The sequence below is a fragment of the Pseudomonas sp. ASL8 genome (genome assembly GCF_056680355.1).
In genome coordinates this window covers 4,125,997-4,148,831 of sequence record NZ_CM155278.1, presented here as the reverse complement: position 1 = coordinate 4,148,831, position 22,835 = coordinate 4,125,997, and the positions used below count along the sequence as shown (strand labels likewise).

The 22,835-nt window shown below is 55.9% G+C and carries 18 protein-coding genes; 5 read left to right on the top strand and 13 right to left on the bottom strand.

The window, feature by feature from the left end:
* Positions 1–217: 217 nt before the first annotated feature.
* Positions 218–763 (top strand): cytochrome b, encoded by a 546-nt coding sequence (locus AC1MEA_RS19015; protein WP_219059981.1) that lies wholly within the window; start codon positions 218–220, stop codon positions 761–763.
* 84 nt (positions 764–847) lie between these two features.
* Positions 848–2,044: an MFS transporter gene (locus AC1MEA_RS19010; protein WP_480417075.1), complete on the top strand. Its 1,197-nt coding sequence runs from the start codon at positions 848–850 to the stop codon at positions 2,042–2,044.
* Positions 2,045–2,069: 25 nt separating this feature from the next.
* On the opposite strand, the gene AC1MEA_RS19005 is transcribed toward AC1MEA_RS19010, so the two are convergent.
* Positions 2,070–2,981 carry a universal stress protein gene (locus tag AC1MEA_RS19005; protein WP_449634088.1) on the bottom strand — a complete coding sequence of 304 codons (912 nt, stop codon included), beginning with the start codon at positions 2,979–2,981 and terminating at the stop codon, positions 2,070–2,072.
* 548 nt (positions 2,982–3,529) lie between these two features.
* On the opposite strand from AC1MEA_RS19005, the gene fnr reads away from it, so the two are divergent.
* A complete protein-coding gene (gene fnr / locus AC1MEA_RS19000) occupies positions 3,530–4,273 on the top strand; it encodes a fumarate/nitrate reduction transcriptional regulator Fnr (RefSeq protein WP_219059983.1) in 744 nt (247 codons plus the stop codon).
* 19 nt (positions 4,274–4,292) lie between these two features.
* Here fnr and AC1MEA_RS18995 read toward each other — a convergent pair whose 3' ends face one another.
* The 4 genes from AC1MEA_RS18995 to AC1MEA_RS18980 all read right to left on the bottom strand — a co-directional run bounded on the left by AC1MEA_RS18995 (position 4,293) and on the right by AC1MEA_RS18980 (position 10,691).
* Positions 4,293–5,201, bottom strand: coding sequence for a universal stress protein (locus AC1MEA_RS18995; RefSeq protein ID WP_219059984.1), 909 nt, complete (start codon positions 5,199–5,201; stop codon positions 4,293–4,295).
* A gap of 159 nt (positions 5,202–5,360) precedes the next feature.
* Complete coding sequence (gene mgtA, locus AC1MEA_RS18990; protein ID WP_480417074.1) at positions 5,361–8,957, bottom strand: magnesium-translocating P-type ATPase; 3,597 nt, start codon at positions 8,955–8,957, stop codon at positions 5,361–5,363.
* 113 nt (positions 8,958–9,070) lie between these two features.
* Entirely contained in the window at positions 9,071–10,030 is a 960-nt protein-coding gene (locus AC1MEA_RS18985) for a universal stress protein (protein ID WP_480417073.1), read from the bottom strand.
* Positions 10,031–10,148: 118 nt separating this feature from the next.
* Complete coding sequence (locus AC1MEA_RS18980) at positions 10,149–10,691, bottom strand: Hsp20/alpha crystallin family protein (protein WP_480417072.1); 543 nt, start codon at positions 10,689–10,691, stop codon at positions 10,149–10,151.
* Positions 10,692–11,136: 445 nt separating this feature from the next.
* Here AC1MEA_RS18980 and glgA point away from each other — a divergent pair, with 445 nt between their 5' ends.
* Positions 11,137–12,717, top strand: coding sequence for a glycogen synthase GlgA (gene glgA, locus AC1MEA_RS18975; RefSeq protein ID WP_480417071.1), 1,581 nt, complete (start codon positions 11,137–11,139; stop codon positions 12,715–12,717).
* Positions 12,718–12,776: 59 nt separating this feature from the next.
* Here the strand turns inward: glgA and AC1MEA_RS18970 are convergent, their stop codons facing one another.
* The 5 genes from AC1MEA_RS18970 to AC1MEA_RS18950 form a co-directional block, all read right to left on the bottom strand.
* Entirely contained in the window at positions 12,777–13,271 is a 495-nt protein-coding gene (locus AC1MEA_RS18970) for a BCAM0308 family protein (RefSeq protein ID WP_219059988.1), read from the bottom strand.
* A gap of 150 nt (positions 13,272–13,421) precedes the next feature.
* On the bottom strand, positions 13,422–14,564 hold the full coding sequence (locus AC1MEA_RS18965; RefSeq protein ID WP_449634096.1) for an ABC transporter permease: 1,143 nt from the start codon (positions 14,562–14,564) through the stop codon (positions 13,422–13,424).
* Entirely contained in the window at positions 14,561–16,069 is a 1,509-nt protein-coding gene (locus AC1MEA_RS18960) for an efflux transporter outer membrane subunit (protein ID WP_480417070.1), read from the bottom strand. Before AC1MEA_RS18960 ends, AC1MEA_RS18965 begins: the two co-directional genes overlap by 4 nt.
* Positions 16,066–16,953 (bottom strand): efflux RND transporter periplasmic adaptor subunit, encoded by an 888-nt coding sequence (locus AC1MEA_RS18955; RefSeq protein ID WP_480417069.1) that lies wholly within the window; start codon positions 16,951–16,953, stop codon positions 16,066–16,068. The genes AC1MEA_RS18960 and AC1MEA_RS18955 overlap by 4 nt, the downstream gene beginning before the upstream one ends.
* Positions 16,950–17,669, bottom strand: a complete 720-nt coding sequence (locus AC1MEA_RS18950) for an ABC transporter ATP-binding protein (RefSeq protein ID WP_219059991.1) — start codon at positions 17,667–17,669, stop codon at positions 16,950–16,952. The genes AC1MEA_RS18955 and AC1MEA_RS18950 overlap by 4 nt, the downstream gene beginning before the upstream one ends.
* 353 nt (positions 17,670–18,022) lie before the next feature.
* Here AC1MEA_RS18950 and ftsH point away from each other — a divergent pair, with 353 nt between their 5' ends.
* On the top strand, positions 18,023–19,864 hold the full coding sequence (ftsH, locus tag AC1MEA_RS18945; protein WP_219059992.1) for an ATP-dependent zinc metalloprotease FtsH: 1,842 nt from the start codon (positions 18,023–18,025) through the stop codon (positions 19,862–19,864).
* A 50-nt stretch (positions 19,865–19,914) separates the two neighbouring features.
* On the opposite strand, the gene AC1MEA_RS18940 is transcribed toward ftsH, so the two are convergent.
* From AC1MEA_RS18940 to polX, 3 genes are all read right to left on the bottom strand, one after another.
* A complete protein-coding gene (locus tag AC1MEA_RS18940; protein WP_219059993.1) occupies positions 19,915–20,445 on the bottom strand; it encodes a flavin reductase family protein in 531 nt (176 codons plus the stop codon).
* A 78-nt stretch (positions 20,446–20,523) separates the two neighbouring features.
* Positions 20,524–20,778, bottom strand: coding sequence for a hypothetical protein (locus AC1MEA_RS18935; RefSeq protein WP_219059994.1), 255 nt, complete (start codon positions 20,776–20,778; stop codon positions 20,524–20,526).
* Positions 20,779–20,863: 85 nt separating this feature from the next.
* A complete protein-coding gene (gene polX, locus AC1MEA_RS18930; protein ID WP_480417068.1) occupies positions 20,864–22,702 on the bottom strand; it encodes a DNA polymerase/3'-5' exonuclease PolX in 1,839 nt (612 codons plus the stop codon).
* Positions 22,703–22,835: the final 133 nt, after the last annotated feature.

Below are 22,835 nucleotides of genomic sequence, written 5' to 3'. Positions count from 1 at the left end.
ACAGGGCTTCAGTTCACATATGGTTTTTCGAATATATGTTTTTCCATATATAAGGTAAAGCAGAAACAGCGCTGGACGGTGAGTTTTTGCGCCCAACCCCTCGGATTTGGCAGCGTGATCCCTTGCGTTAAACACGCACTGCGTTCAGTTTGGTTTAAGCTTGGTGCCTCAGAATAATCGCCACTTACCAAGTAACGCGGACAACAAGGACATTGTTATGGGCTGGAAAAACACAGAACAACGTTATGGCATTCTCTCCATCGGGCTGCATTGGCTGATGCTGATCTTGATCATTGGCGTCTACGCCTGTATCGAACTAAAAGGGAACTTCCCCAAAGGCAGCGACTTTCGCGAGCTGCTCAAGCAATGGCACTTCATGCTGGGTCTGGCGATCTTCGCACTGGTGTGGCTACGTCTTCTGGCCCGTTTGATTGCACCGACACCTACAGTCGTACCCGCCCTTCCGCAGTGGCAGGCAATCCCCGCCAAGCTGATGCATCTCGCCCTGTATGCGCTGATGATAGGCGCGCCGCTCGCCGGTTGGCTCGTACTGAGTGCGGCCGGTAAATCCATTCCCTTCTTCGGAATTGAACTGCCGCCCCTGATCGACAAGAATGAGGTGCTGGCTAAATCAATTAAAGAATGGCACGAGCTGGCCGGGACAACCGGCTACTGGCTGATAGGCCTGCACGCAGCGGCCGGCCTGTTTCACCATTACATAAGCCGCGACAATACCCTGACCCGCATGTTGCCTGGGCGGTAAGCTCTACCCGGTACCCGCAGCCTGTCGAGCGACATGCACGATCAGCGCTGCGGAGAATCGGCTGGCCCACCTGGAACATGACCTATGTCCGAGACGGTAATCACGCGCAGCATTCCACGCACGGTCTGGGCACTGGGTTTCGTCAGTCTGTTCATGGACTTGTCGTCAGAAATGGTTCATGCGCTGCTGCCGGTATTTTTGGTCGGCACGCTCGGCGTCAACATGATCACGCTAGGTTTGATCGAGGGCATTGCGGAAGCTACGGCCCTGATTGTGAAAGTTTTTTCCGGCGCGATCAGCGACTATTTCGGTAAACGCAAGAGCCTCTTGCTGCTGGGCTACGGCCTTGCTGCACTCACCAAGCCCCTCTTCCCGCTGGCTCATTCCGCAGAAATGGTATTTACCGCACGCTTTCTGGACCGGATTGGCAAAGGGATCCGCGGAGCGCCACGCGATGCCCTGGTCGCCGATGTATCGCCACCGGAGATCCGTGGCGCGTGCTTCGGCTTACGTCAATCCATGGACACCGTAGGGGCCTTTCTCGGACCCGCAGTGGCCATCGGCCTGATGTACATATTCAGTGAAAACATTCCTCTGGTCTTATGGATTGCCGTGATACCCGCGCTGGTGGCCGTCAGCCTGATTTTTGTTGGCGTCGATGAGCCCGAGCGCGAGCAGAGAGCTCAGCACTTTCGTTCGCCGATACGTCTACAGCTGCTCTACAGTTTTTCGCCAGCTTATTGGTGGGTGGTGATTGTGGGAGCGCTGTTCACCCTGGCGCGCTTTAGCGAGGCGTTTCTGGTCTTGCGCGGCCAGCAAGCAGGACTCTCCGCGACCTGGGTGCCCATCGTGATGGTGGTGATGGCTTTGTTCTACACCCTCTCTGCCTACCCCGTGGGGAAACTCTCTGACCGTGTCAGCCGCAAAGCGCTTCTCGGCGTGGGTTTGATATTGCTTATCGTGTCCGATCTGGTGCTAGCCAACGCAGAGTCCATCACAATGCTGATGCTCGGCGTCACATTGTGGGGACTGCATATGGGATTCAGTCAGGGACTGCTGGCCGCTCTTGTGGCTGACACGACACCGGCAGGGCTGAAGGGAACCGCCTTTGGGGTTTTTAACCTGGTGAGTGGAGTCTCCATGCTCCTGGCAAGCGTGCTTGCAGGCCTGCTGTGGCAAACCTATGGGTCAGCAATGACTTTCTATGCAGGTGCTGCTTTTTCTGCAGTCGCTTTCATACTTCTGTTAACGCGGCGCCAACGTGACGATCACCTAAAGTAACCACAGCGCTCCCTCCATGCCGCTATTAAAACGATGACGGTTTGATCGCCAACAGACTGCTGTGCATGTGATAAACCACTTGCTCTGCGGTGCTGCCCAACAGTTTGTTCAACCCTCTGCGGTGCACCGTGCCCAGCACGACAACATCGATATTCTCTTCTTCGGCATAAGCAGTAATGACTTTCGCCGGAACACCCATGATGAAGTGACGGCACTCTGGCGGCACCCGGTATCGATCAGCCAGTTCAGTAAATGCTTTTCCTTCAGCCTCATACACCGCCTCGCCCATGCCCGCTGAAAATATTGTCGAGCCCATGCCCTCCGAGGCATACATATATGAAAGGTCATACGCATACAGCAGATGCAGTTCAGCGTTGCACTGCGACGCCAACTTCTCGGCCGCCAGGATGATGTGATCATTGAACTGCTCGAACTGTTCTTCCGGTTTAAACGGATCTACCGCCGCCAGAATTTTTCTCGGCGTGGCATGCTGGACTTTCGCAACGAGGTGCAAGGCGGAGGAACACTCCCTCAATAAACGCAGGTCCAGAGGTGTAAACAAGGTGCGCATAAGCAGGGATTCATGCTCAAGGTCTTTGATCAGCATGGAGGGGTTTAATTCTTTGACGTGGCGCAAGATCTCCTCAAGTGGACGCTGAACCCACATCACTTCCGTTGTCACCACTATGCTGAGGTTGCGCAGGGCGGCGGCTTGCTCTTCAAGCCACTGACGATGCCGCATCAGGTAACCCTCGCGCATTTCAGTGAGCGCTTGCTCATTGACCAGTCCCGCCGTTGCCAAGCCTTCAACATAGTCAAAAGCAACGATATGCAATGGGACGCCTTTAGCTTTAGCCAGTGCTGCCGCTCGGTCAAAAGCCGGGGTTCGGTGCATCAAAGGCGAAGCCACCAGCAATAAACGCTCAGAGTCGGACATGTAACGCCTCCATTTACGGAAAGGGTCAACGGCTGGGGAGAATGGATGGCCTCCTCCCGACAGGGCCTATGTTTCTCACATTCTTGACGGTCAAGCGGCCCACACATTGATCTACATCAGAGGGGCCACTGCCAGAACCAAAAGGCGTCAGATCAACGCGCGATAAGAACCCGTCCATCGCAACCATTATTGAATAACCCTCCACTGACCAAAAAAAACGACAGTGCTAAAAAAATGGCGTCATACCTGTGCGTACCGAATGACAATTCCCATCAAGGTGTAACTTCCAGTTAACACTTTCACGCACACTATCAATGAACTGTTAGTTGGAGACCCGCAAAACAATTCACCTTAGTTTAAAACCGTAAACAGCCCACTCATTTGAATATGTGTGTGCGCTGTAGTTATTCCCTGACCGGGAATTCCATACAACAAAAAATACTAATAAAGTCCTCCCCGCCTCGCCCGCCATTCATCTATAACTGATCAGCCGCCCTGTCATGACGAGGGCCCATTGGCTACGCTAAAAAAACAACAGGAGATCTCTCATGACGCTTCCGGTAATGCTTGGCCCTGTGCAACAACTAAAGGCTGCCTGTTCGGGGTGCAGTGTGCGCGGGCTGTGTTTATCGGCAGGCCTGAACAGTTCAGAAGTTGATCTTCTGTCCACCCTCATTCAGCAACGGGTCAAAATCAAAAAAGGTGAGACGCTCTATCATGCGGGAGATCCTTTGCGTTCGCTGTACGCCGTCCGGTATGGATTTTTCAAGACGACCGTCATCTCGGAGGATGGCCGCGAACAGCTGACAGGCTTTCAAATGGCGGGAGAAATGCTGGGCATAGACGCCATTAGCAATGATCGACACGTGTGCAATGCAATCGCACTGGAAGACAGTGAGGCGTGCCCGATTCATTTCATGCAACTGGAACGGCTGTCTCATGAGTTGCCTTCGCTTCAACACAACCTGCACAGGCTGCTGAGTCGAGAAATAGTCCGTGATCATGAAATGCTTCTGTTATTGGGTAACCTGAATGCCGATGAGCGTCTAGCCGCTTTTTTGCTGAATTTGTCGCATCGAATGGTCGCGCGCGGTTACTCATCCAAAGCGTTCGTTCTGAGAATGACCCGGGAAGATATCGGGTCTTATCTTGGCTTGCGCCTGGAAACAGTCTGCCGGGCTATTGCGCGCCTTCGTGAGCTTGAGATTGTACGTATCTCAGGCAGAGCCGTAGAGATCCTTGATTTAGCAGCCTTACATTCCCTGGTGTCAGGGTGCCGCCGAGCTGATTGAGAATAAATGCCGTCATTGTCTACGCTTTGACCACAAGAACACTGCAGGGGGCGTGTTGAAGAATATTCTCAGCGGTGTCGCCCAATACCAAGTCCAGATTGTGATGAGGGCGTGTGCCCATCACCAGTACATCAACCGCGTTATCGACCGCGAACTTTTTGATGGCCGGGAGCGGCGTCCCTGCCAGGTAATAGGCATTTTCCTTCGCAATACCATAGCGTTTCGCCAGCGCAACAAAGGCTTCAAGGTGTGCATCACCCAACGCATCGACAAAGTCTGCTTCGATGGGCATCGCCCCCATGATCGTAAAGCCTGAAGCATAGACAGCGGACCCATCGTAGACATACAGCATCTGTAGAACGCCATCGCACTGTGCTGCCAACCGGGAAGCCGTTTCGATAATGATATCGTTGAGCCGAAGGTCTGCATCAGCAGAGCGAAAAAGATTAACCGCCGCCACGATTTTATGCGGTAACGGGCTTGCCGAATCGATCACCATGTGGACAGGCACAGGGCAATCACGCAGTAGTTGCCAGTCCAGCGGTGTAAAAAAAACGCGCTTGAGCGTTGATTCCTGGTGAACATCCTTTATCACCATCTCCGCTTGTTGGGTGTCGACGTATTGCCGAATTTCGTCAATGACATGCTGTGTCCAGAACAATTGGGTGGTGACCTCAAGCCCGTTTTTTCTCTCATATTCGGCCTCTTGCTCTAACCAGTGGCGATGCATCTGCAAGTACCCCTCACGCAGCTCCGCCATTGCTCCTTGGTTGAAAACCCCAACGATTGCGAGTGTTTCCATATAATCAAACGCAACGATATGGAGTACGGCATTGCTGGCCTTCGCCAATGCCACCGCGCGCTCAAATGCAGAAGTACGGCGCATTTGCGGGGAAGCTATCAACAGTAGACGCTGGAAATTTGCCATAGCGTTCTCCGCAATTCGGGCAGAGTTCAATGTTGAACGACATGGCATGAGTGGCATTGACTTAAATCAGAAGTCGTCATCAGGACCCGAAACGTTGAACCCCTCCACCTGCACTGGCCGGCCGACAATCGCCTCTGCCCACGCCACAAACGGACACCCTCAAGGGTCGCCACGGCGACGAAGTGGCCTTGGTTTGATAGGTCGCTTGCGATAGAAACCCCGCTTTACCCATTCGGCAGTGGCCATGTAAAGCAGGCTGATGGACAACAACACGGCGAGCAGGCCCAGCGGTAAAGGGACAAGTCCAAACCAGACAGCGGCTGGGCTGTAGGGCAGTAAAACGGTCAGAACCCCTATCACGGATGCGCTGATCAGAAGCATTCGACCCGGGTGACTTTTATAGAACGGCTTGTACGTGCGAACGATGAAAATGGTCATTAACTGAGTCAGTAGTGATTCGACGAACCAGCCGCTACGAAACAGGTCTGGCGCAATGCCTACCAGCCAATACAACGCGCCGAAGGTGAAGATATCGAAGATTGAGCTGACGAGTCCGAATACCACCATGAAGTTGCGGACTTCCGCCAGGTTCCAGCGATGAGGCGTCTGTTCCCACTCTCGATCGACGTTATCGCTGGCGATGCCCAGCGCGGGAATGTCAGACAGAAAATTGTTCAGCAAAATCTGCTTTGCCAGCAGAGGCAGAAAGGGCAGAAACAATGAGGCCAGCGCCATGCTGATCATGTTTCCGAAGTTCGCACTGGACACGATGGAGATGTACTTCAGGGTATTGGCAAACGTGTGGCGACCTTCATCAATGCCTTCGCGCAACACATTCAGGTCATGCTCAAGCAAAACAAAATCAGCCGCCTGCTTTGCAACATCAGCGGCGTTCTGCACCGAGATCCCTATGTCGGCCGCCTGCAGTGCAGGTGCGTCGTTTATCCCGTCACCGAGAAAACCTACCACATGACCGGTCTTCTGCAGGGCGCGAATAATTCGCTCTTTCTGATTGGGATCGACCTCGGCAAATAGCGTCACCGTCGGCGCCAGGTGCATCAGCACCTCGTCTTTCAACAGCGCCAACTCAGAACCGGTGATGATCCGTTGCACATTGAGCCCCACGGCAGAGGCGACATAGCGTGCGACCAGATGGCTGTCACCACTGATGATTTTGACCTGAACACCCAGCTTTGCCAGCGCGGCCATCGTGGCTTTTACTCCCGGCTCGGGAGGATCGAAAAACAACAGAAAACCACGAAAGGTCAGGCCCACCTCCTCGTTACGGCTGTATCGAGTCTGTGCAGGCAGCGAACGAGTGGCAATTCCAAGCACGCGAAATCCTTGCTCACTCCACGCAGCAAACCGTTTACGGATCGCCGCCAACGCCGTCTCATCCAGAACCTGCGTACCGTTAGCGCAACCAAGATGAGTGCAAACCTCCAGGACGTTTTCGACAGCACCTTTGGTGACCAGCAGGATGGGGGCTTCCGGGCAATCGGCAACCACCACACTTAGACGCTTGCGCCCGAAGTCGTATGGAATCTCATCGAGCTTGCTGACGTGTCCGACGTCGACAGCGCTGGCCTGGGCCTTGGTTGTGATGGCATCGTCCATCGCATTACTCATCCCCGTCTGGAAATGCGCGTTGAACAGGGCCAATTGCAGAACATTGACCTCCTCTTCACCCTCGACATTCACCGCGGCATTCAGCACCACCACACCGCGCGTCAAGGTTCCGGTCTTGTCAGTACACAAAATATCCATCGCACCCAGATTTTCGATAGCGCTGAGATGGCGCACGATGACGCCACGAGCAGCCATACGCTGCGCGCCTTTGGCCAAGGTAAGGCTGAGGATGGCAGGTAGCAGCTCTGGCGATAGACCGACGGACAAGGCGATGGCAAATAGCAGTGTGTCGAGAGTCGGTCGATGCAACAAAATGTTGATACCGAAAACAAGGAACGTGATGACCAGCATGACGCGCAGCAGCAGTCCGCCAAAATGCCGCAGGCCGCGTTCGAATTCGGTTTCCGGTGGCCGCAACGACAGCGATTTGGCAATCTGACCGAACTCGCTGTCATCGCCATAGCGGGTGGCAAGCACCTCGGCGGTTCCGCTGCGAACGGAGGTGCCCATGAATACGCAGTTGCTGCGTTGAATCAGAGACGCCTCCGCAGGAACGTCTCCCGGCAGTTTTTCTACAGGGTACGTCTCGCCGGTGAGCAGACTCTGACTGATGAAACAATCGCGCGCAGCCAACACTCGACCGTCAGCGGCAATCAGACTGCCCGCGCTGAGCAAAAAAATATCGCCGGGGACAACTTCAGACGCGGGGACTTCCAGAGTTTTGCCTGCGCGACGAACGACGGCCAGCGTAGCGATTTTCCGACGCAACTGCTCGACTGCCGTGCTCGCGCGATTTTCATACCAGGCACTCAGCAAGGCGCTGATCAGCACGATCAACAACACAATGGCCGCGTTGATCCAGTCCCCGACTAACAGCGCCACCAAAGCACCCACGATCAGAATGATCACCAGCGGGCTACGCATCTGCTCTATCGTCAGCCGCAGCAGCCCACGCGGTCGACTCCGGCCCATCGGCGCAGCAGGTCGCAAACGCGCTTTTGCCTGCTCACTGCTCAGGCCTTCAACAGAACTTCCAAATGAGCGGATCAGCTCTTCAGCAGGCGTCTGCCACCAGACCTCGCTGGCTGGCACATCACCCTTGACCGAAGGGGTTCCCAGGCCACTACGGGCCAGCCACATGCCCGGCAACATGGGTAGCCAAAAAGTCAGCCCGCGGAACAACAAAGTGGCAGACAGCGCAACCGGAATCTCGATGCCAATCCAATGCAAAGTGACCACTGCGGCCGCTTCGAACGCCCCCAGCCCACCCGGCACAATTCCAATACTGCGAAGTACGCTGGCCAGCATGAACCCGGCGAACAACCCAGGCAGCTGTGCGGACACCCCCAGCGAGCGCACCAGCACCCACAGCGTCAAACAGTCGAGCAGGATGATGACCAACTCTAAAAGCGTGGTACGCCACAACAGGGCGCGGTTGCGCACCAGTTGGGTGTCGGCCCCTGTCAACAAGGCCAGTCCTTTACCTATCAGTGCAGGGTGCTTCACAGAGAAGCGCCGTTGCAGTTCCGAATGGCCAGCCAGGCGCGGTGCAACTATGGCGGCTGCCAGACTCCCCGTGACGAATATCAGGCAGGTCGCAATGAGCGAGGACGTGGCATGTCCTTGCAGCACGACGATGAACAGTGCGACCCCGACAGTCAGCACATAGGCAAAAAAATAGGCGGAAAGATCGAGGACCAGACAAGCCAGCGCCAATGGCCGGGCAACCCCCATTTTAATGAGGGAAGCAATGACCGCAAACGCCCCGCTGATGCCCGAAGAGGGTAACGCCTGATCGACGAACAACTTCATCAGACTGATTTTGCTTGAATCCCACAGAGACAGCTGTGCGTGCCCTGCTTTTAACACTCCACGGAAGACCTGCCCCTGGGCCAGATAAGTCAGCGCCTGCAACACAACGGCCGCAATCAGCCATGGGGGCTCTGCCCGTTCCAACAACGCACCAAATGCCTCGACATCGCTCAGGTGCAAGGCGACAGCGATCACAGCTGCGAGCATCGCAGTGCCCGCCAGCCAGGACAGCCACAGCAGGGATGAGGTCACCCGCTGGCCGATGTCGAGCGAAGGTTGAAGCGGGTCGTCCGGGATCGGCGATTCGAACGACATAAGGAACTCCCAGCCAGTTTGGGAAAACTGGCTGAATTTTCAGTGAATGCCATCGCTGTCGCTTGATTTAGATCAAGTCAGGCCAACGCCTGCGAGGCCTCATTTAGCAGCCCTTACTTTTTCATCAACAACGCAGTGGACGTTGTTGCCGACTCGTCCTGGTCGTTCGGTCGCCCCACGGCAAAAGGCTTTAATACAAGAACGTTACAAGGCGGATGATCGAGGACAATGTCAGCCGTACGCCCTAATAACATGTCGAGGGGCCGATGGTTCGCCGTCCCCATGACCAGGATGTCGTAGTTGCACCGCGCGACATAGGCGTTGATCACATTCGCAGCCGCCCCCGCGATGAAATGCCGATGCTCCTCGTCGATAGCGTATTTGTCGGCAAGCGCGTTGAACAGCGCTTCCTCTTCCTCGTAACTGGGGGGCGTCGATGCCTGTTGTTCATCAATGTCTGCTAAAGGCTGAACCGACCGGTCATACACGGATAACAGGTGCAAACACGCGTGGCATGCTCGCGCTAGACGCCCGGCAGTTTCAATGATCGAGTCGTTCAACTGTTGAACATGAGTATCTTCATGAAGGATATCGACAGCTGCCAGAATTTTCCGAGGATGGGGGTGCCGGGCATCCGTCACAAGAAGAACCGGCGCGGGGCTTCCACGCAACAACTGCCAATCCAGTTCTGAAAGACTCAAGGGCCTGGCCGCTGACTCGGCATACAAATCCTTGAGCACGAAATCGACGTTCGAAACACTGATGTATCGGCATATCTCAATAGCCGAGCGCGGAGCCCAAATAATCTCGAAAGACGTCTCCAGCCCCTGCTGCCTTAGTTGCGCCGTTTCGATGTCCAACCAGTGATGGAACAGTTTGAGACGGCTCTCGCGGGCCGCTTCACGTCCCTGCGTGTCTAATAAACTAAACGTCTCCATTGTCTCGAAATAGGCAAAAGCGACGATTGAGAGTGATGCATCCATTGCCCCGGCCAAGGCAGCAGCTCTTTCAAACGCCGGACTGTGAGTCATTTTACAAGGCGCAATCAACAGTAACCGTTGACGCAGTGCCATTTCACACCTCAATGGGCGGAGCCCTGTTAACGTCGAGGATCACCGGCGGAACGAAACTTAATGCCGTAAAAGCACAGGCATCGCCCGCCAGCCGGATCATGGACCGGCGCCGAAAACGTCAGTCCAGCTCAATATTGATGTTTTTCTCAGGCTTCATCGCTTCAGGTTTCTTCGGCAGATTGACGGTCAATACACCCTTGCTGAAGCGCGCCTGGATTTTATCCGCGTCCACCCCTTTGGGCAGGCTGAAGGTCCGTTCAAAATACCCATAGCGGCGCTCGGTCAGGTGATAGTTCCCGGACTTGTCTTCCTTGTTGTCTCTGTTTTCGCCTTTGATCTGCAAATTGCCGTTGACGACTTTCACGGTCAGATTTTTTTCGTCCACGCCCGGTACTTCGGCGGTGACTTCAAAGTCTTTTTCGTTTTCAACAATGTCGACAGCGGGCGATTGCAGCCCGACGAAATCGCCCGAGAAGAGCGGATCGAGGTCAAATCCACTGTGCCTCGAGGACAGCAATGAAGGCAGATTATTGAAGTTCTGGAACAGGTGATCGAATTGACGACGAAGCTGTTCAAACGGATGCAATGCATTCGTATTGATCGCAACGTCCCGGTTCGATTCATTGGCCTGGGCAGGCATTTTTTTAAGGGAATGAGCCATGACAAAAATCCTCTTCTGACGGTTGTTGCGCTGATAGGAAAAGACATTTATCGACACTGAACAACGGCGCTAAATCGCACCACATCAGTACTGTTGCCCTTACTCGCCAACGGCGCTTGATCGAAGTCAAAGATGGCGTTTATCGACGACCTGGATGACATCCATGCCGGGACACGATCTTGACCCGACAGCAAAGACGGTGCAGCTACCCCGCCCGACTGTCAGGTGCAATGGGTCAACGGACGCTCATTGATCTAGATCAACATCAACAGAACAGGCCCATGCAAACCTGCCAGTAATCGGGTGCTCCTTTCATGGCAGCAGGGGGTTGGGTATTGCCTTTGGCGGCACGCGAGGGTGAATGACGCCAATGAAGAAGTTATCCGTGAGTGGTACACAGATAACAATGAATGCTCCCTCGACTTGATCGTGAAAGGAAAAGATTATGGGCGTTGCAGTCACCCCCCAGAAGGGAGAGCGTTTTAACCCGCCAATCAGCGAGCCGATCCCTCCGCAGGCCTTTGCTTCGAAGGGTATTTCACTGCTGCAACTTCCGACTTCACAGCCAAGTATTACCCTGACCAACAGAAGAAAAATTCTGTTCGTGACCTCAGAGTTGGCTGATCTGGTGAAAACCGGAGGTTTGGGCGATGTGTCTGCCGCACTGCCGCGAGCCATGCGCCACCTGCACGATGTACGCGTGCTGATTCCCGGCTACCCGCAAGTGCTCAATAGTGGTAACCCGATCCATGTCATCAGCGAGCTGGGCGGTCATGCCGCCCTGCCACCGTGCAAGATCGGGCGGATGGACATGAAAGACGGTCTGGTCATTTACGTGCTGATCTGCCCTGAGCTGTACGAACGTGAAGGCACGCCTTACGGTGATAACAACGGCCGTGACTGGCCTGACAACCATATCCGCTTCGCCCGCCTCGGCCTGGCCGCAGCCGACTTCGCCGCCGGCGCGGTAAAAACCCAATGGTGTCCGGAACTGGTACACGCCCACGATTGGCCCGCCGGATTGGCACCCGCGTATATGCGCTGGCGGGGGCAGGCCACACCGAGCATCTTCACCATCCACAACCTGGCGTATCAAGGCACGGTCAGCACCGGTTCCAGCCGCGAACTGGGTATTCCTGACCAAGCGCTGGGCGCGGACGGCATGGAGTTTTACGGCAAGCTCTCATTCATCAAGGCAGGCATGGCGTATGCCAGCCACATAACCACCGTGAGTGCGACTTACGCCAAGGAAATCACCACGCCGGCCTTTGGCTGTGGCCTGGAAGGCTTTCTGCAAAGCAAGGCCAGCCAAGGGCTGCTCAGCGGGATTCCCAATGGAATCGACGCCAGCTGGGATTCGGAAACCGATGAACACTTGATTTGCCGGTTTGCCCCGAACGAATGGCAGCGCAAGGAAATCAATGCCGACCATGTGCGCGAGTTGTTCGAGCTTGAACCTTCCACGGGCCCTTTGTTCGCCGTGGTATCGCGCCTGGTCTTCCAGAAAGGCCTGGACCTGACCATCGGTGTTGCCGAGCATATCGTCAATCAGGGCGGGCAAATTGCGATCATTGGTCGCGGCGAACCGGAGGAAGAGGACGCCATGCGCGCACTGGCCCTGCGTTTCCCTGGCCAGATCGGCGTGCGCATCGGGTTCAACGAAACGGATGCCCGACGCATGTTTGCCGGCAGCGATTTTTTGCTGATGCCTTCGCGTTATGAGCCTTGCGGCTTGAGCCAGATGTACGCCCAGCGCTTCGGCTCCTTGCCGGTGGCCCGTAAAACAGGGGGTTTGGCCGACACCATTGAAGATGGTGTGACCGGTTTTCTGTTCGAAGAATCGACCGTGGAAAGCTACGCCGAAGCGCTGACGCGGGCGATCAAGGTCTTCGCCAATCCCGAGCTACTCAACGCCATGCGCTGCCGCGCCATGGCCGCCCCGTTCCATTGGCACAAGGCAATAGAACCCTATGCTGAGCTCTATCTGGAGCTGCTGACGGCTGAGCGCGCGGCGCGTTTGAGCTAAGAAGGAAGGGAGTGGGCGGACCGCCGTGACCCTGGCGGTCGGCACGTGGCTGAACGTCGTTATAGTCGTTCCCAATTGACGGTGAGGTGAGTTTCATCATCACTGTAGTGGTAATGAGAGTTGCCTTTATAGGCCGCATTAAGTGCATGACCTATGCGGCTGGCAAGGTGTATGCCTGTGGTGGTCACTTCAAGCGCATCATCCACTTCAACCACTTTAATGATTCTTTCCTGAGCGTGTTCGGCCTTCTCCACCTCCTCTGTGTGATGGATCAGGTTCAGAATCTCCTCTTGGTGGTCGTGCAAAAATTTTCCGGAGAGCTTCAACGTGCCTGCAGGCCTGTCGTCTGCAATGCGCCGACACGCCGGGCAAACAGTCTCTTCCGCATCCCCGACGATGGTGCTTTCCGGGATATGCCAGGTCCAGTTGCCGTCCTGATAGAGTGAGCCGCACTGCGGGCAGAGCGCCGCACCGCTGACACGGTCCATCCGGTAGGGATCATGGGTGCCCTCTTTGAAAATTTTGTTCTTCTGACTCTGTTGATACTTGTCCATCATCTTGCCCCCCGAGAGTGAGCTATTGCCGCATACGAGCGTCAATGTGCCTCTGTTCTACCCTTGGGCATCTTGATATTTGTCAAATCTGACGCGGACAGACTGCGCCCTCCTCCACTTCAATCTTTGCCGCGCGCTTTTTCAAGGCAGTTACCCCCTGAAAATATCGAAAGGTTCGATTTTGAGGACCTTGCGTATCCCCACATAGCTGGAAACTCCGGCGATCAATAGCACCATGCCGAAGGCAAGCCCCAGGTTCCAGAAGGTGATGATGGCCGCATAGTTGGGCACATTGGATCGTGCGATAGAAATCATTAACGTGACCAGGCCAATGCCCAGTCCATAGCCGGTCATCGCCGTAAACGTCGCCATAAACAGGATCATATAAATCAGCTCCCGCCCTTTCGCCCCGATGGCTTTCAAGGCAGCGAATTTGTCCAGGTTTTCCAGGATGAAGGTGTAGAAGGTCTGTCCGGAGATCGAGAGTCCGATGAGAAAGCTGATAATGGTCATCATCAGGATGTTGGTGCCCACACCGGTCTGGTAGATGTAGAAATGGGTAATTCGCTGGTTGAACTCGTCCTTGGTCAGCGCGACATAGCCCAATTGGGCAACTTGGCTTTTTATACTCGCCTCGCCTGCAGCGCTCTTTGGCTGAAGCAAAATGTATGAAACCGTGAAGCGCGTGGTCGGGATGTATTCAATGGCACGTCGATAGGTTGTGTAGAGCGTCGGTACGCCCGTCAGTCCGCTGGCGGCGACCTTGGCGAGGGCTACGATCGTGCCTCGATGGTCATTAAGCTCGAATGAAGTGCCGATCTTCGGACTCTCCAGTTTGGCGAACTCGGCGTCGTGCACCATGATGAAGGCGTTTTCCGCGTAGATGTCTTCAATGCGCCCCTGTTCGAGTTCCGGGCGGCCAAACAGACTGGTGTCGTCCAGACCAATCACACTGACCGGTTGATAGGTCCCGCTTTCGAGCCTGACTTGAGCCCCCCCGATAAAGATCGGCACCGCGTAGTTGACCTCGTCCATGCTGCGCACTGCATCCAGCAAATAATCGGGGAGCGGTATGGTATTGACCGGCGTATTGACAGCCTGATCCATGACCCACATCGTCGCCCCGATGTTGGTCACGGTCGAGTAGGCGCGGTTCAGAATACCGGCGAACATGGCCGTCATTTGCATCATCAGAAAGACAGAAAACGTGATCCCTATCAGCAAGGCAGAAAACTTGGCCTTGTCATTCACCAACAGCTTGAAACCGATTCGCAAGATGCCGGCGTACTTCATGGCGCTTGCTCATGGCTGACAGGACCCGGCGTATTCCACCAGCCACCGCCCAGCGCGACGAACAACGCAACCGTGTCCTGATGGCGTTGGGCGAGTGCTTGAAGGTAAGCGATGTTTACTTCATGAAGCTGTATGTCCGCCACCAGCAGGTCCAGGTACGTCACCAGACCCGACCGATAGCTGGCTTGCAACACCTGAAGCGCCTCTTCGGCCGTCGCCTGCGCCTCCCCTTGTTTCTGCAGGGCTTGCGCATCGAACTCCAGCGCCCGCAGTGCGTCGGCGACCTGTGCAAACGATTCCAGGACGATTTGTCGATAGGTTGCGGCGGCTTGCTGGTAGGCCTCTAGCGCCGCTTGGCGGCCATACCACAAGCTGCCGCCTTGAAACAAAGGCGCATCGACCGCAGGCCCTATGCTCCAGAATCTGTTCCCCCCGCCAATCAGCGAGCCCAGGGTGGAGCTGGCGGTCCCGTAGGTTCCGCTCAAGCTGAAGCTGGGAAACAGGGCGGCTGTTGCAACCCCGATATTGGCGCTGGCCACATGCAGTTGAGCTTCAGAGGACAGAATGTCCGGGCGTTGACGGACCAGCGCGGACGGCAAACTGACAGGCAAATCCTGGGGCAATGCGAGCCCCATCAAATCAATGTCGGGCAATATGACATCAGTCGGCACCACACCTTCAAGCGTCGCCAGCAAGTGTTCGGTTTGACTGATTTTTTGCTTTAGCGCCGGTAGCGCCGCTTCATTCGTGGCGATCAGGCTGCGCAGGCTCAGCACGGCCGAGTAAGGCGCTGTACCGGCGCGAACCTGTACATCGGTGGTATGAAGTTGTTCGTTTTCAAGTGCGATAAGCTGCTCGGTCGCACGCACTTGTGCGGCATAAGCCGCGCGGGCGATGGAGGTGTTGACGACATTCGCGGTCAAGGTCAGGTAGGCCGCCTTGTTCAGGTACAGCTGACGGTCGACCTGGGCTTGCAAACCCTCGACGGCCCGCCGCTCGCCGCCAAAGACATCAAGCGTATAACTGATGGTTCCACTCAACGTCACCACGTTAAAAATCGAACCAGGCACCGCCGAACCCTGCTGTATTTGTGAGCTTAGCTCACGAGAAGCGCCAAAACGCGCGTCGACATGCGGGTAGAACACACCATAGCCGGCGCGAAGATTATCCTGGCTTTGACGCAAGCTTGCTTCCGCTGCCTGAAGGGTAAGGTTGTGGGAAATCGACTGACGGACAGTCGCATTCAACGGCTCAGACTTGAACAGCCGCCACCAATCGTGGGGCACTTCGGAACCCGACAGAAAGTGTTGCGCCTGCCCTTCTGCCGTGACGGTGCGGGTCATCGGATCGTTCGTGTAGCGGCTCTCTGCGGGCGGTTCCGGGCGCGAGAAATCAGGACCGACCGTACAGGCACTCATGAGCACGACACTGATGACCGGCCATGCCATGCCCTTGAGTAAACCCAGAGGTTTGCGAGGCGTTGAGCCGCAGGGCTGGCGCATCATTTCTGCCCTATGAAGACGTCCACCAATTGACCCGGATACACCATCGGGAGGTCTTTTTTCTGGAACCTGAAAATGACTGGCAGCACCCGGAGATCAACTTTCTCCTGGCGTTGATTAGACAGTTCGATTTTCGGCGACACATAAGGCTGAACGCGAACGAACTCCAGGGGGATCTTTATGTCCGTGCCGCGAATCGACATTTGTGCACGAATATGTTCCGGTGCAGGTAACCGCGAAATCAGTATCTCGTCCACATAACAGCGCACAGCCAGGGTGACCTCGGAAGCGCTCATGACCACCAGCGGGCTGAACCCCTGGATGTACGTGTCGTACGCGCCCTGAGACGATACATAGCTGCCAACAGTGGTGTTGACGGCCAATATCACCCCCTCTACTGGCGCCTTGATTGAATATTGCTGGAGTAATGCACTGGCGGCTTTAAGGGCTGCGCTGGCCTGGCCCATGAGATTCTTTGCCGTGTCCAATGTGTCCTTGCTGATCGACTTGGGGTCAATCGTGTATGAGGCAAGGCGCTTTTGGTATTGGTCACGGGCCGTTTTCAAGTTGGACTCTGCCAACTCAAGGTTGGCCCTTGGCACCGAGTCATCGATGGTCAGCAAGGGCATGCCGGTCGACACAACCTGCCCTTCATGCACAAATACCTGGGTGACAGGCCCGGACACTTGCGGGTAAATCACAATATTTGAACCGCCTGACTGCTCGCCTTCAATGATGCCATTGGCAAAAATGGCAGTTTCGTAAGGGCTGCTGGCCGGTGTGAATACAGGCGGCAGGACTTGTTCCTCCCGGCCAAAAATGTATGCGGCTATCAGCCCGGCCAGCACCCCGCATATCGCGAGCCCGAACAGAATCTTGTTCCTCATTCCGAGCCCTCATCAATATCCTTGATCCGGCCATCTTCCATATGAATGATTCGATCCGCATATTCGTTGATCCGCGCGTCATGGGTGACGATCAGGATGCAACGGCTTTCGTTAAGGACCTTCTCCTTTACAAAGGCAATGATCATCTTGCCAGTGTCACCGTCGAGCGAAGCTGTCGGCTCGTCGAGAATAAGTATCTGCGGGCTGCTGACAATGGCACGCGCAATGGCGACCCGCTGCTGCTCTCCTCCTGACAGTTTTACCGGTAGCACCTCACCCCGGTCCTTGAGACCGACCACTTCCAGGCTTTTCCTGGCCTGAGCGAGGGAGTCATCCCAATCGTGATGTTTGAGGATCAGCGGGATCGCGACGTTTTCGGCAGCGGTCAGGCGCGGAAACAGGTGATAGTCCTGGAATACGAAGCCAATGGTATTCAGGCGAAAGTCAGCCAATTGATCGCTGCTCAACGTCCAGATGTCTGCGCCGTTCACCGTCACCGTCCCGGCGTTGGGCCGCAAAATTCCGGAAATCATGCTCAAGAAGGTGGTCTTGCCGCTGCCGGAGGGACCGACGATGAACACCATTTCGCCAAAATGCGCGACAAACTCAACGTTGTCCACGGCCGTCATTCGCACATCGCCTTCGCCAAACCACTTGGTCAGGCCTGTCGATACGATGGCCTGACTCTCGGATTTTTCTAAGCGATCAGCGTTCATAGACCTTCCTGAGCATTCATAAATGCCAAACAAAACAGATCCGGACAGTCCATAACGATGGGCAAAGCACTCAAGGAATCATGCTCTTCCTCTTTGCGGCTGATCGCGTTGATATATATCAATCGGCACAACGATCTGTCTGCCACCCTCGACCCATGCCCCGCCCCTGCACGGCTTACCCGAACTGAATAAGCACACGGCCAGGCGCCACTTTGATTTACATCAAGCTGAACGGTGGCTGCGGGTCTAAAGTTGTAAACAGTATTCACGTTCGCCCAAGGCGGCTGAACGACCTTATGTTGCGTTGTAACGGGCTGATGTCCACATTCGTTGTTCACCCTCGAGCGAAGGCCATGAAGAAGAACCATCAGTTGAATATTTCGTACTTTTTCATTGCCTTTATTGCGCTGACACTGGTCCAGTTCTTGTTTGCCGGACGGGCGGCGGTGGAGTCGATTCCTTACAGCCAATTCCTTCAGTTGCTCAATGAGCAAAAAGTTAGCGAGCTGAGCGTCGAGAAAGACCATATCAGCGGAAAACTGCAAGAACCGATTAATGGGCACAACCAGTTCTCGACGGTCCGGGTTGACTCCACGTTGGCCACAGAGCTCGCTCAATCCAATGTCAGCTTCTCCGGTGTCAACGAAAATACACTTCTGAATGCGCTGCTGGGCTGGCTCCTGCCCTTTGTCATGATCATGGTGGTCTGGCACTTTCTATTTCGCGGCCTCGCCGAAAAACAAGGCCTCGGTGGCATGATGAACGTCGGTAAATCCCGGGCGAAAATATTCGTCGAGCGCGATACAGGGGTCACCTTCGCGGATGTGGCGGGCATCGACGAAGCCAAGGCAGAACTTGTGGAGGTGGTGTCCTTTTTGAAGGATAAAGCCAAGTACGCACGCTTGGGCGCCCACATACCGAAGGGAATTTTGCTGGTCGGCCCTCCCGGCACCGGCAAGACCCTGGTCGCCAAGGCCGTCGCGGGAGAAGCCGGGGTGCCCTTTTTTTCCATCTCGGGTTCCGAATTCGTCGAGATGTTCGTCGGCGTCGGCGCAGCCAGGGTGCGTGACCTGTTCGAGCAGGCTCGGCAGGCCGCGCCCTGCATCATATTCATCGACGAACTGGACGCACTGGGAAAAATGCGCGGCGTTGGCGCGTTTGGTGGCAACGACGAAAAAGAACAGACACTCAACCAGCTATTGGCAGAGCTGGACGGCTTCGATCCTCGCGAAGGCGTGGTACTGCTGGCGGCCACCAATCGCCCGGAAATTCTCGACCCGGCATTGCTGCGGGCTGGTCGCTTCGATCGCCAAGTCCTCATCGACCGCCCGGATCGCAAGGGCCGAGTCGCTATTCTCAAAGTGCACATCAAAAACATCACCGCCGAGCCCAGCGCCGACTGTGAACGCATTGCCGAGATCACCACAGGATTCACCGGCGCAGACCTGGCGAACCTGATCAACGAAGCCGCAATTGTCGCAACCCGTCGCGGGGCCCAGGCGGTCAGCCTGGATGACTTCACGGCGGCGGTGGAGCGCATTGTCGCTGGCGTGGAGCGCAAAAGCAGCCTGTTGCAGCCCCAGGAGCGCCTGGTGGTCGCTTACCACGAAATGGGCCATGCCCTGGCTGCCGGAACCTTGCCGGGAATGGACCCGGTGCATAAAGTCTCGATCATCCCCCGCTCCATCGGCTCACTGGGCTATACCCTGCAACGCCCGACCGAGGATCACTTCCTCATCAGTTGCCAGATGCTCAAGGATCGCATTGCAGTGTTGATGGCCGGTCGCGCCGCCGAGTTCATCGCCTATGGTCAGATCTCGACGGGCGCCGCCGACGACCTGACCCGGGCCACCGATATCGCCCGACAACTGATTACCCGCTTCGGCATGAGCGCGGAGCTTGGCCAGTCGGTACTGGAGCGACAAAATCCCACGTACTTGGGCGACCACATACCGGGATTGGGTCAGAAGGACTACTCGGAACAAACTGCACGGGAAATAGACCTCGGCATCAGGGCGTTACTCGATGAAGCCTACAGTCGCGCCAAGGAGTTGCTTGAGAGTCGACGGACTGATCTGGATGCCGGCGCCAAACTCCTGATGGAAAAAGAAACACTGACGCCAGAAGAATTTCCGGCGCTGATGTCCCTCAAACCCGCGGAAGCCGGGCCGCGGTTGATGGTTGCCCGCAAATAAACTAATCGGATGTTGATCCACGTCCCGGTTCGTCAGGTGTTGAGTCATCGTCAGGGCATTTTCGAGTCCAATGTGATCGTCTCTCCGTCGACCACGAACCGACCGTAGCCCTGATGGTGGATCGTCTTGGGGGCCTTCTGCTCTGGATCGACCCAAGCCTTCACCACCTCAAGCACAAATAGATTGAATTTGTTCACCAGGCGCGTATCCACCACCTTGCATTCGAGATTGGCGAAGCACTCTGCAATCAGAGGCGCCGCAACCTCGTGGGCGGGTATCGGCGTGAGCCCGACCTTCGCGAACTTGTCGACATTGCGTCCAGAGCAATTGCCGACCTCAACCACTTTGGGTGCCAGCTCCAGCGCCGGGATGGCGATGACGCACTCCTTGGTCGCGCGCAGTGCCGTGAAACTGTAGTCGGCACTGCTCACGATGCAGGCCACCAATGGCGGCGCGAACTCGACCATCATGTGCCACGACAAGGTCATGACGTTGCTACCCCCACCGCTCGCGGTCGTCAGTAAAACCACCGGGCCGGGCTCAAGCAACTGGTATACCTTGGACAGAGAAAGCACTTTCATCACAGTCATGGCTCCTGGCGCGAGATGTCCTTTGTAGAGACCGAGAAAGTCTGCTTGCCAACCTCCCTGGGGCTGCATTCAACCTAGCGGCTCGCCGAGCAGATCAATAACGCCTGCAGCCAGTTTCATCCCCTGCTTTTTAGCTTCGTCGAAGCTCCTGTAAACAGCCTTCTCCCGGAGGATATGGATTTTTCTATCAGCGAATTTCACGGTAATACGCAACCCCTTCGGAACCGGGTCATCCGCTGCACCCCATATAAAATCAATCTTTGCCGTCGCTCCGTCCGGGTGAACGTAATCAATCGTCGAGACCTGGTCCACGCGCGCACTCATCTTAGCCTCCTTGATCCGGCGGCATGCCGAGACGTAAACCAATAACCCACTATTTCAAATCGCACCGAGTGGCCCGCAAACAGGCTTATCCCTTGCCAGAACATGACGTCAGATACCCCCTGAGTTCTACCAGCGAACGCGTATTGAGAACATTGTGCTTCTCCAGCCAGGCGCGACGTGCCTGACCGACGCCATACTGCAAGTTGGCGAAGTCAGCGGGCCGGTGCGCATCCGAGTTGATGCAAATCATCACGCCTTGATCCTTGGCGTAATGGCACTGCAGGTCGAACAGGTCCATGCGTTGCGGCTGCGCGTTGAGCTCCAGGCAACAACCACGCTGTTTTGCTGCTTTGATGACCTCGGGCAGATCAATGGCCAGTGCTTCTCGCTCGTTGATCAAGCGGCACAGTGGATGCGCCAGAATCGTGAAATAGCGATGTTCCATCGCACGCAGCAAGCGCTGGGTCTGTTGGCGTAGCGTCAGGCCGAAATGACTGTGCACGGCACCGACCACCAGGTCCAGACGCCGCAAAATGTCATCCGGGAGGTCCAGATCGCCCTCCTCGAGAATGTCCACTTCAACCCCCTTGAGCAAGGTAATACCCGACAAGCGTTCGTTGAGTGCATCGATCTGGTCGATTTGCCTCAGTAACCGGTCGGTATCCAGGCCGTGGGCAATCCTGAGGTGCTGTGAGTGATCGGTGATTGCCAGATATTCCAACCCGGCAGCGCGCGCCGCAAGCGCCATGTCTTCGAGACTACTGCCGCCGTCGGACGCCAATGTGTGCGCATGCAGATCCCCCTTCAGATCGCGCAACTCAATCAGTCTGGGCAGCCGACCTGCTTGAGCCGCAGCAACTTCGCCTCGGGCTTCGCGCAACTCCGGCTCGATCCATACCAACCCCAAGGCCTGGTACACGGAAGCCTCGGTGACGCCGGCTATACGCTTTTTTGCCTTGAACACGCCATATTCGCTGAGTTTCAGGCCTTGCTTCTGCGCACATTGGCGAATTTCGATGTTATGCGCTTTGCTGCCGGTGAAATACACCAAGGCTGAGCCGTAAGCTGACGGCTTGACCACGCGCAGGTCCACCTGCAACCGGGTGCTCAGCACCACACTGGCGCGAGTAGGGCCGTGAACCAGCACGGTCGCTATGTCCGGATGTTTGAGAAAGGCGGTCATGACTTCAACCGAGGGCTCGGCAGCAACCAGAATATCGATATCGCCGACGGTATCGCGCATGCGCCGCAAGCTCCCGGCCACTGTGGCTGAAACCACGCCTGGAATCTTCTGCAGATAATCAATCAGCGCTTGCGCGATGGGGGCGACAAAGGCCAAGGGCAGACGTCGGTCTACACCGATCCCTTTCTGCGCGGCCTCCAACAGGCGAGCCTCCATTTTTTCACCGAAACCATGTAGATGACGAATGCGACCCTCTTTGGCGGCCTGACACAGCTGCTGCGCGGTTTCGATGCCCAGATCGTGATAGAGGTGCTTCACCCGTTTAGGGCCCAGACCAGCGACGGACAGTAACTCCACCAGCCCGGACGGCAACGTCAGACGTAACCGCTGGCGCAGCACGCAGTCGCCTGTGGCTACGATTTCTTTGATCTTGCCCGCGAGATCGACCCCGATACCTGGCAGTTTGGGCGGTTCCTCACCGCGTCCGATCACCCCTGCCAGTTCAAGCGTCAGCGCCGTTAGGGTCCGCGACGCATTGCGGTAGGCCCGGATGCGAAAAGGATTGGCATCCTCGATTTCCAGCAGGTCGGCAATATCATCGAAAATCGCCGCAATCTGATCGTTGCTGACCACGTGTCCGAGTGTTGCCGATGACGACTCCAGGTCTGGCAGCAGGTGTTTGATGGGCGCTGCGGTGGGCGTCATGGCGCGGTACCGACACGTGGGCGTGACAATGAGCATTGCCTATCCTGCGAGCCGCTCCTTGATGCAGATCAGAGTTCATGAAGGCACCCGTCAGTGAGCGGCCGCAGGGCGGATCATGGGTTTTATTGCGCCCGTTGTTGATACAACTCAAACAATCGCCTGAATCCAG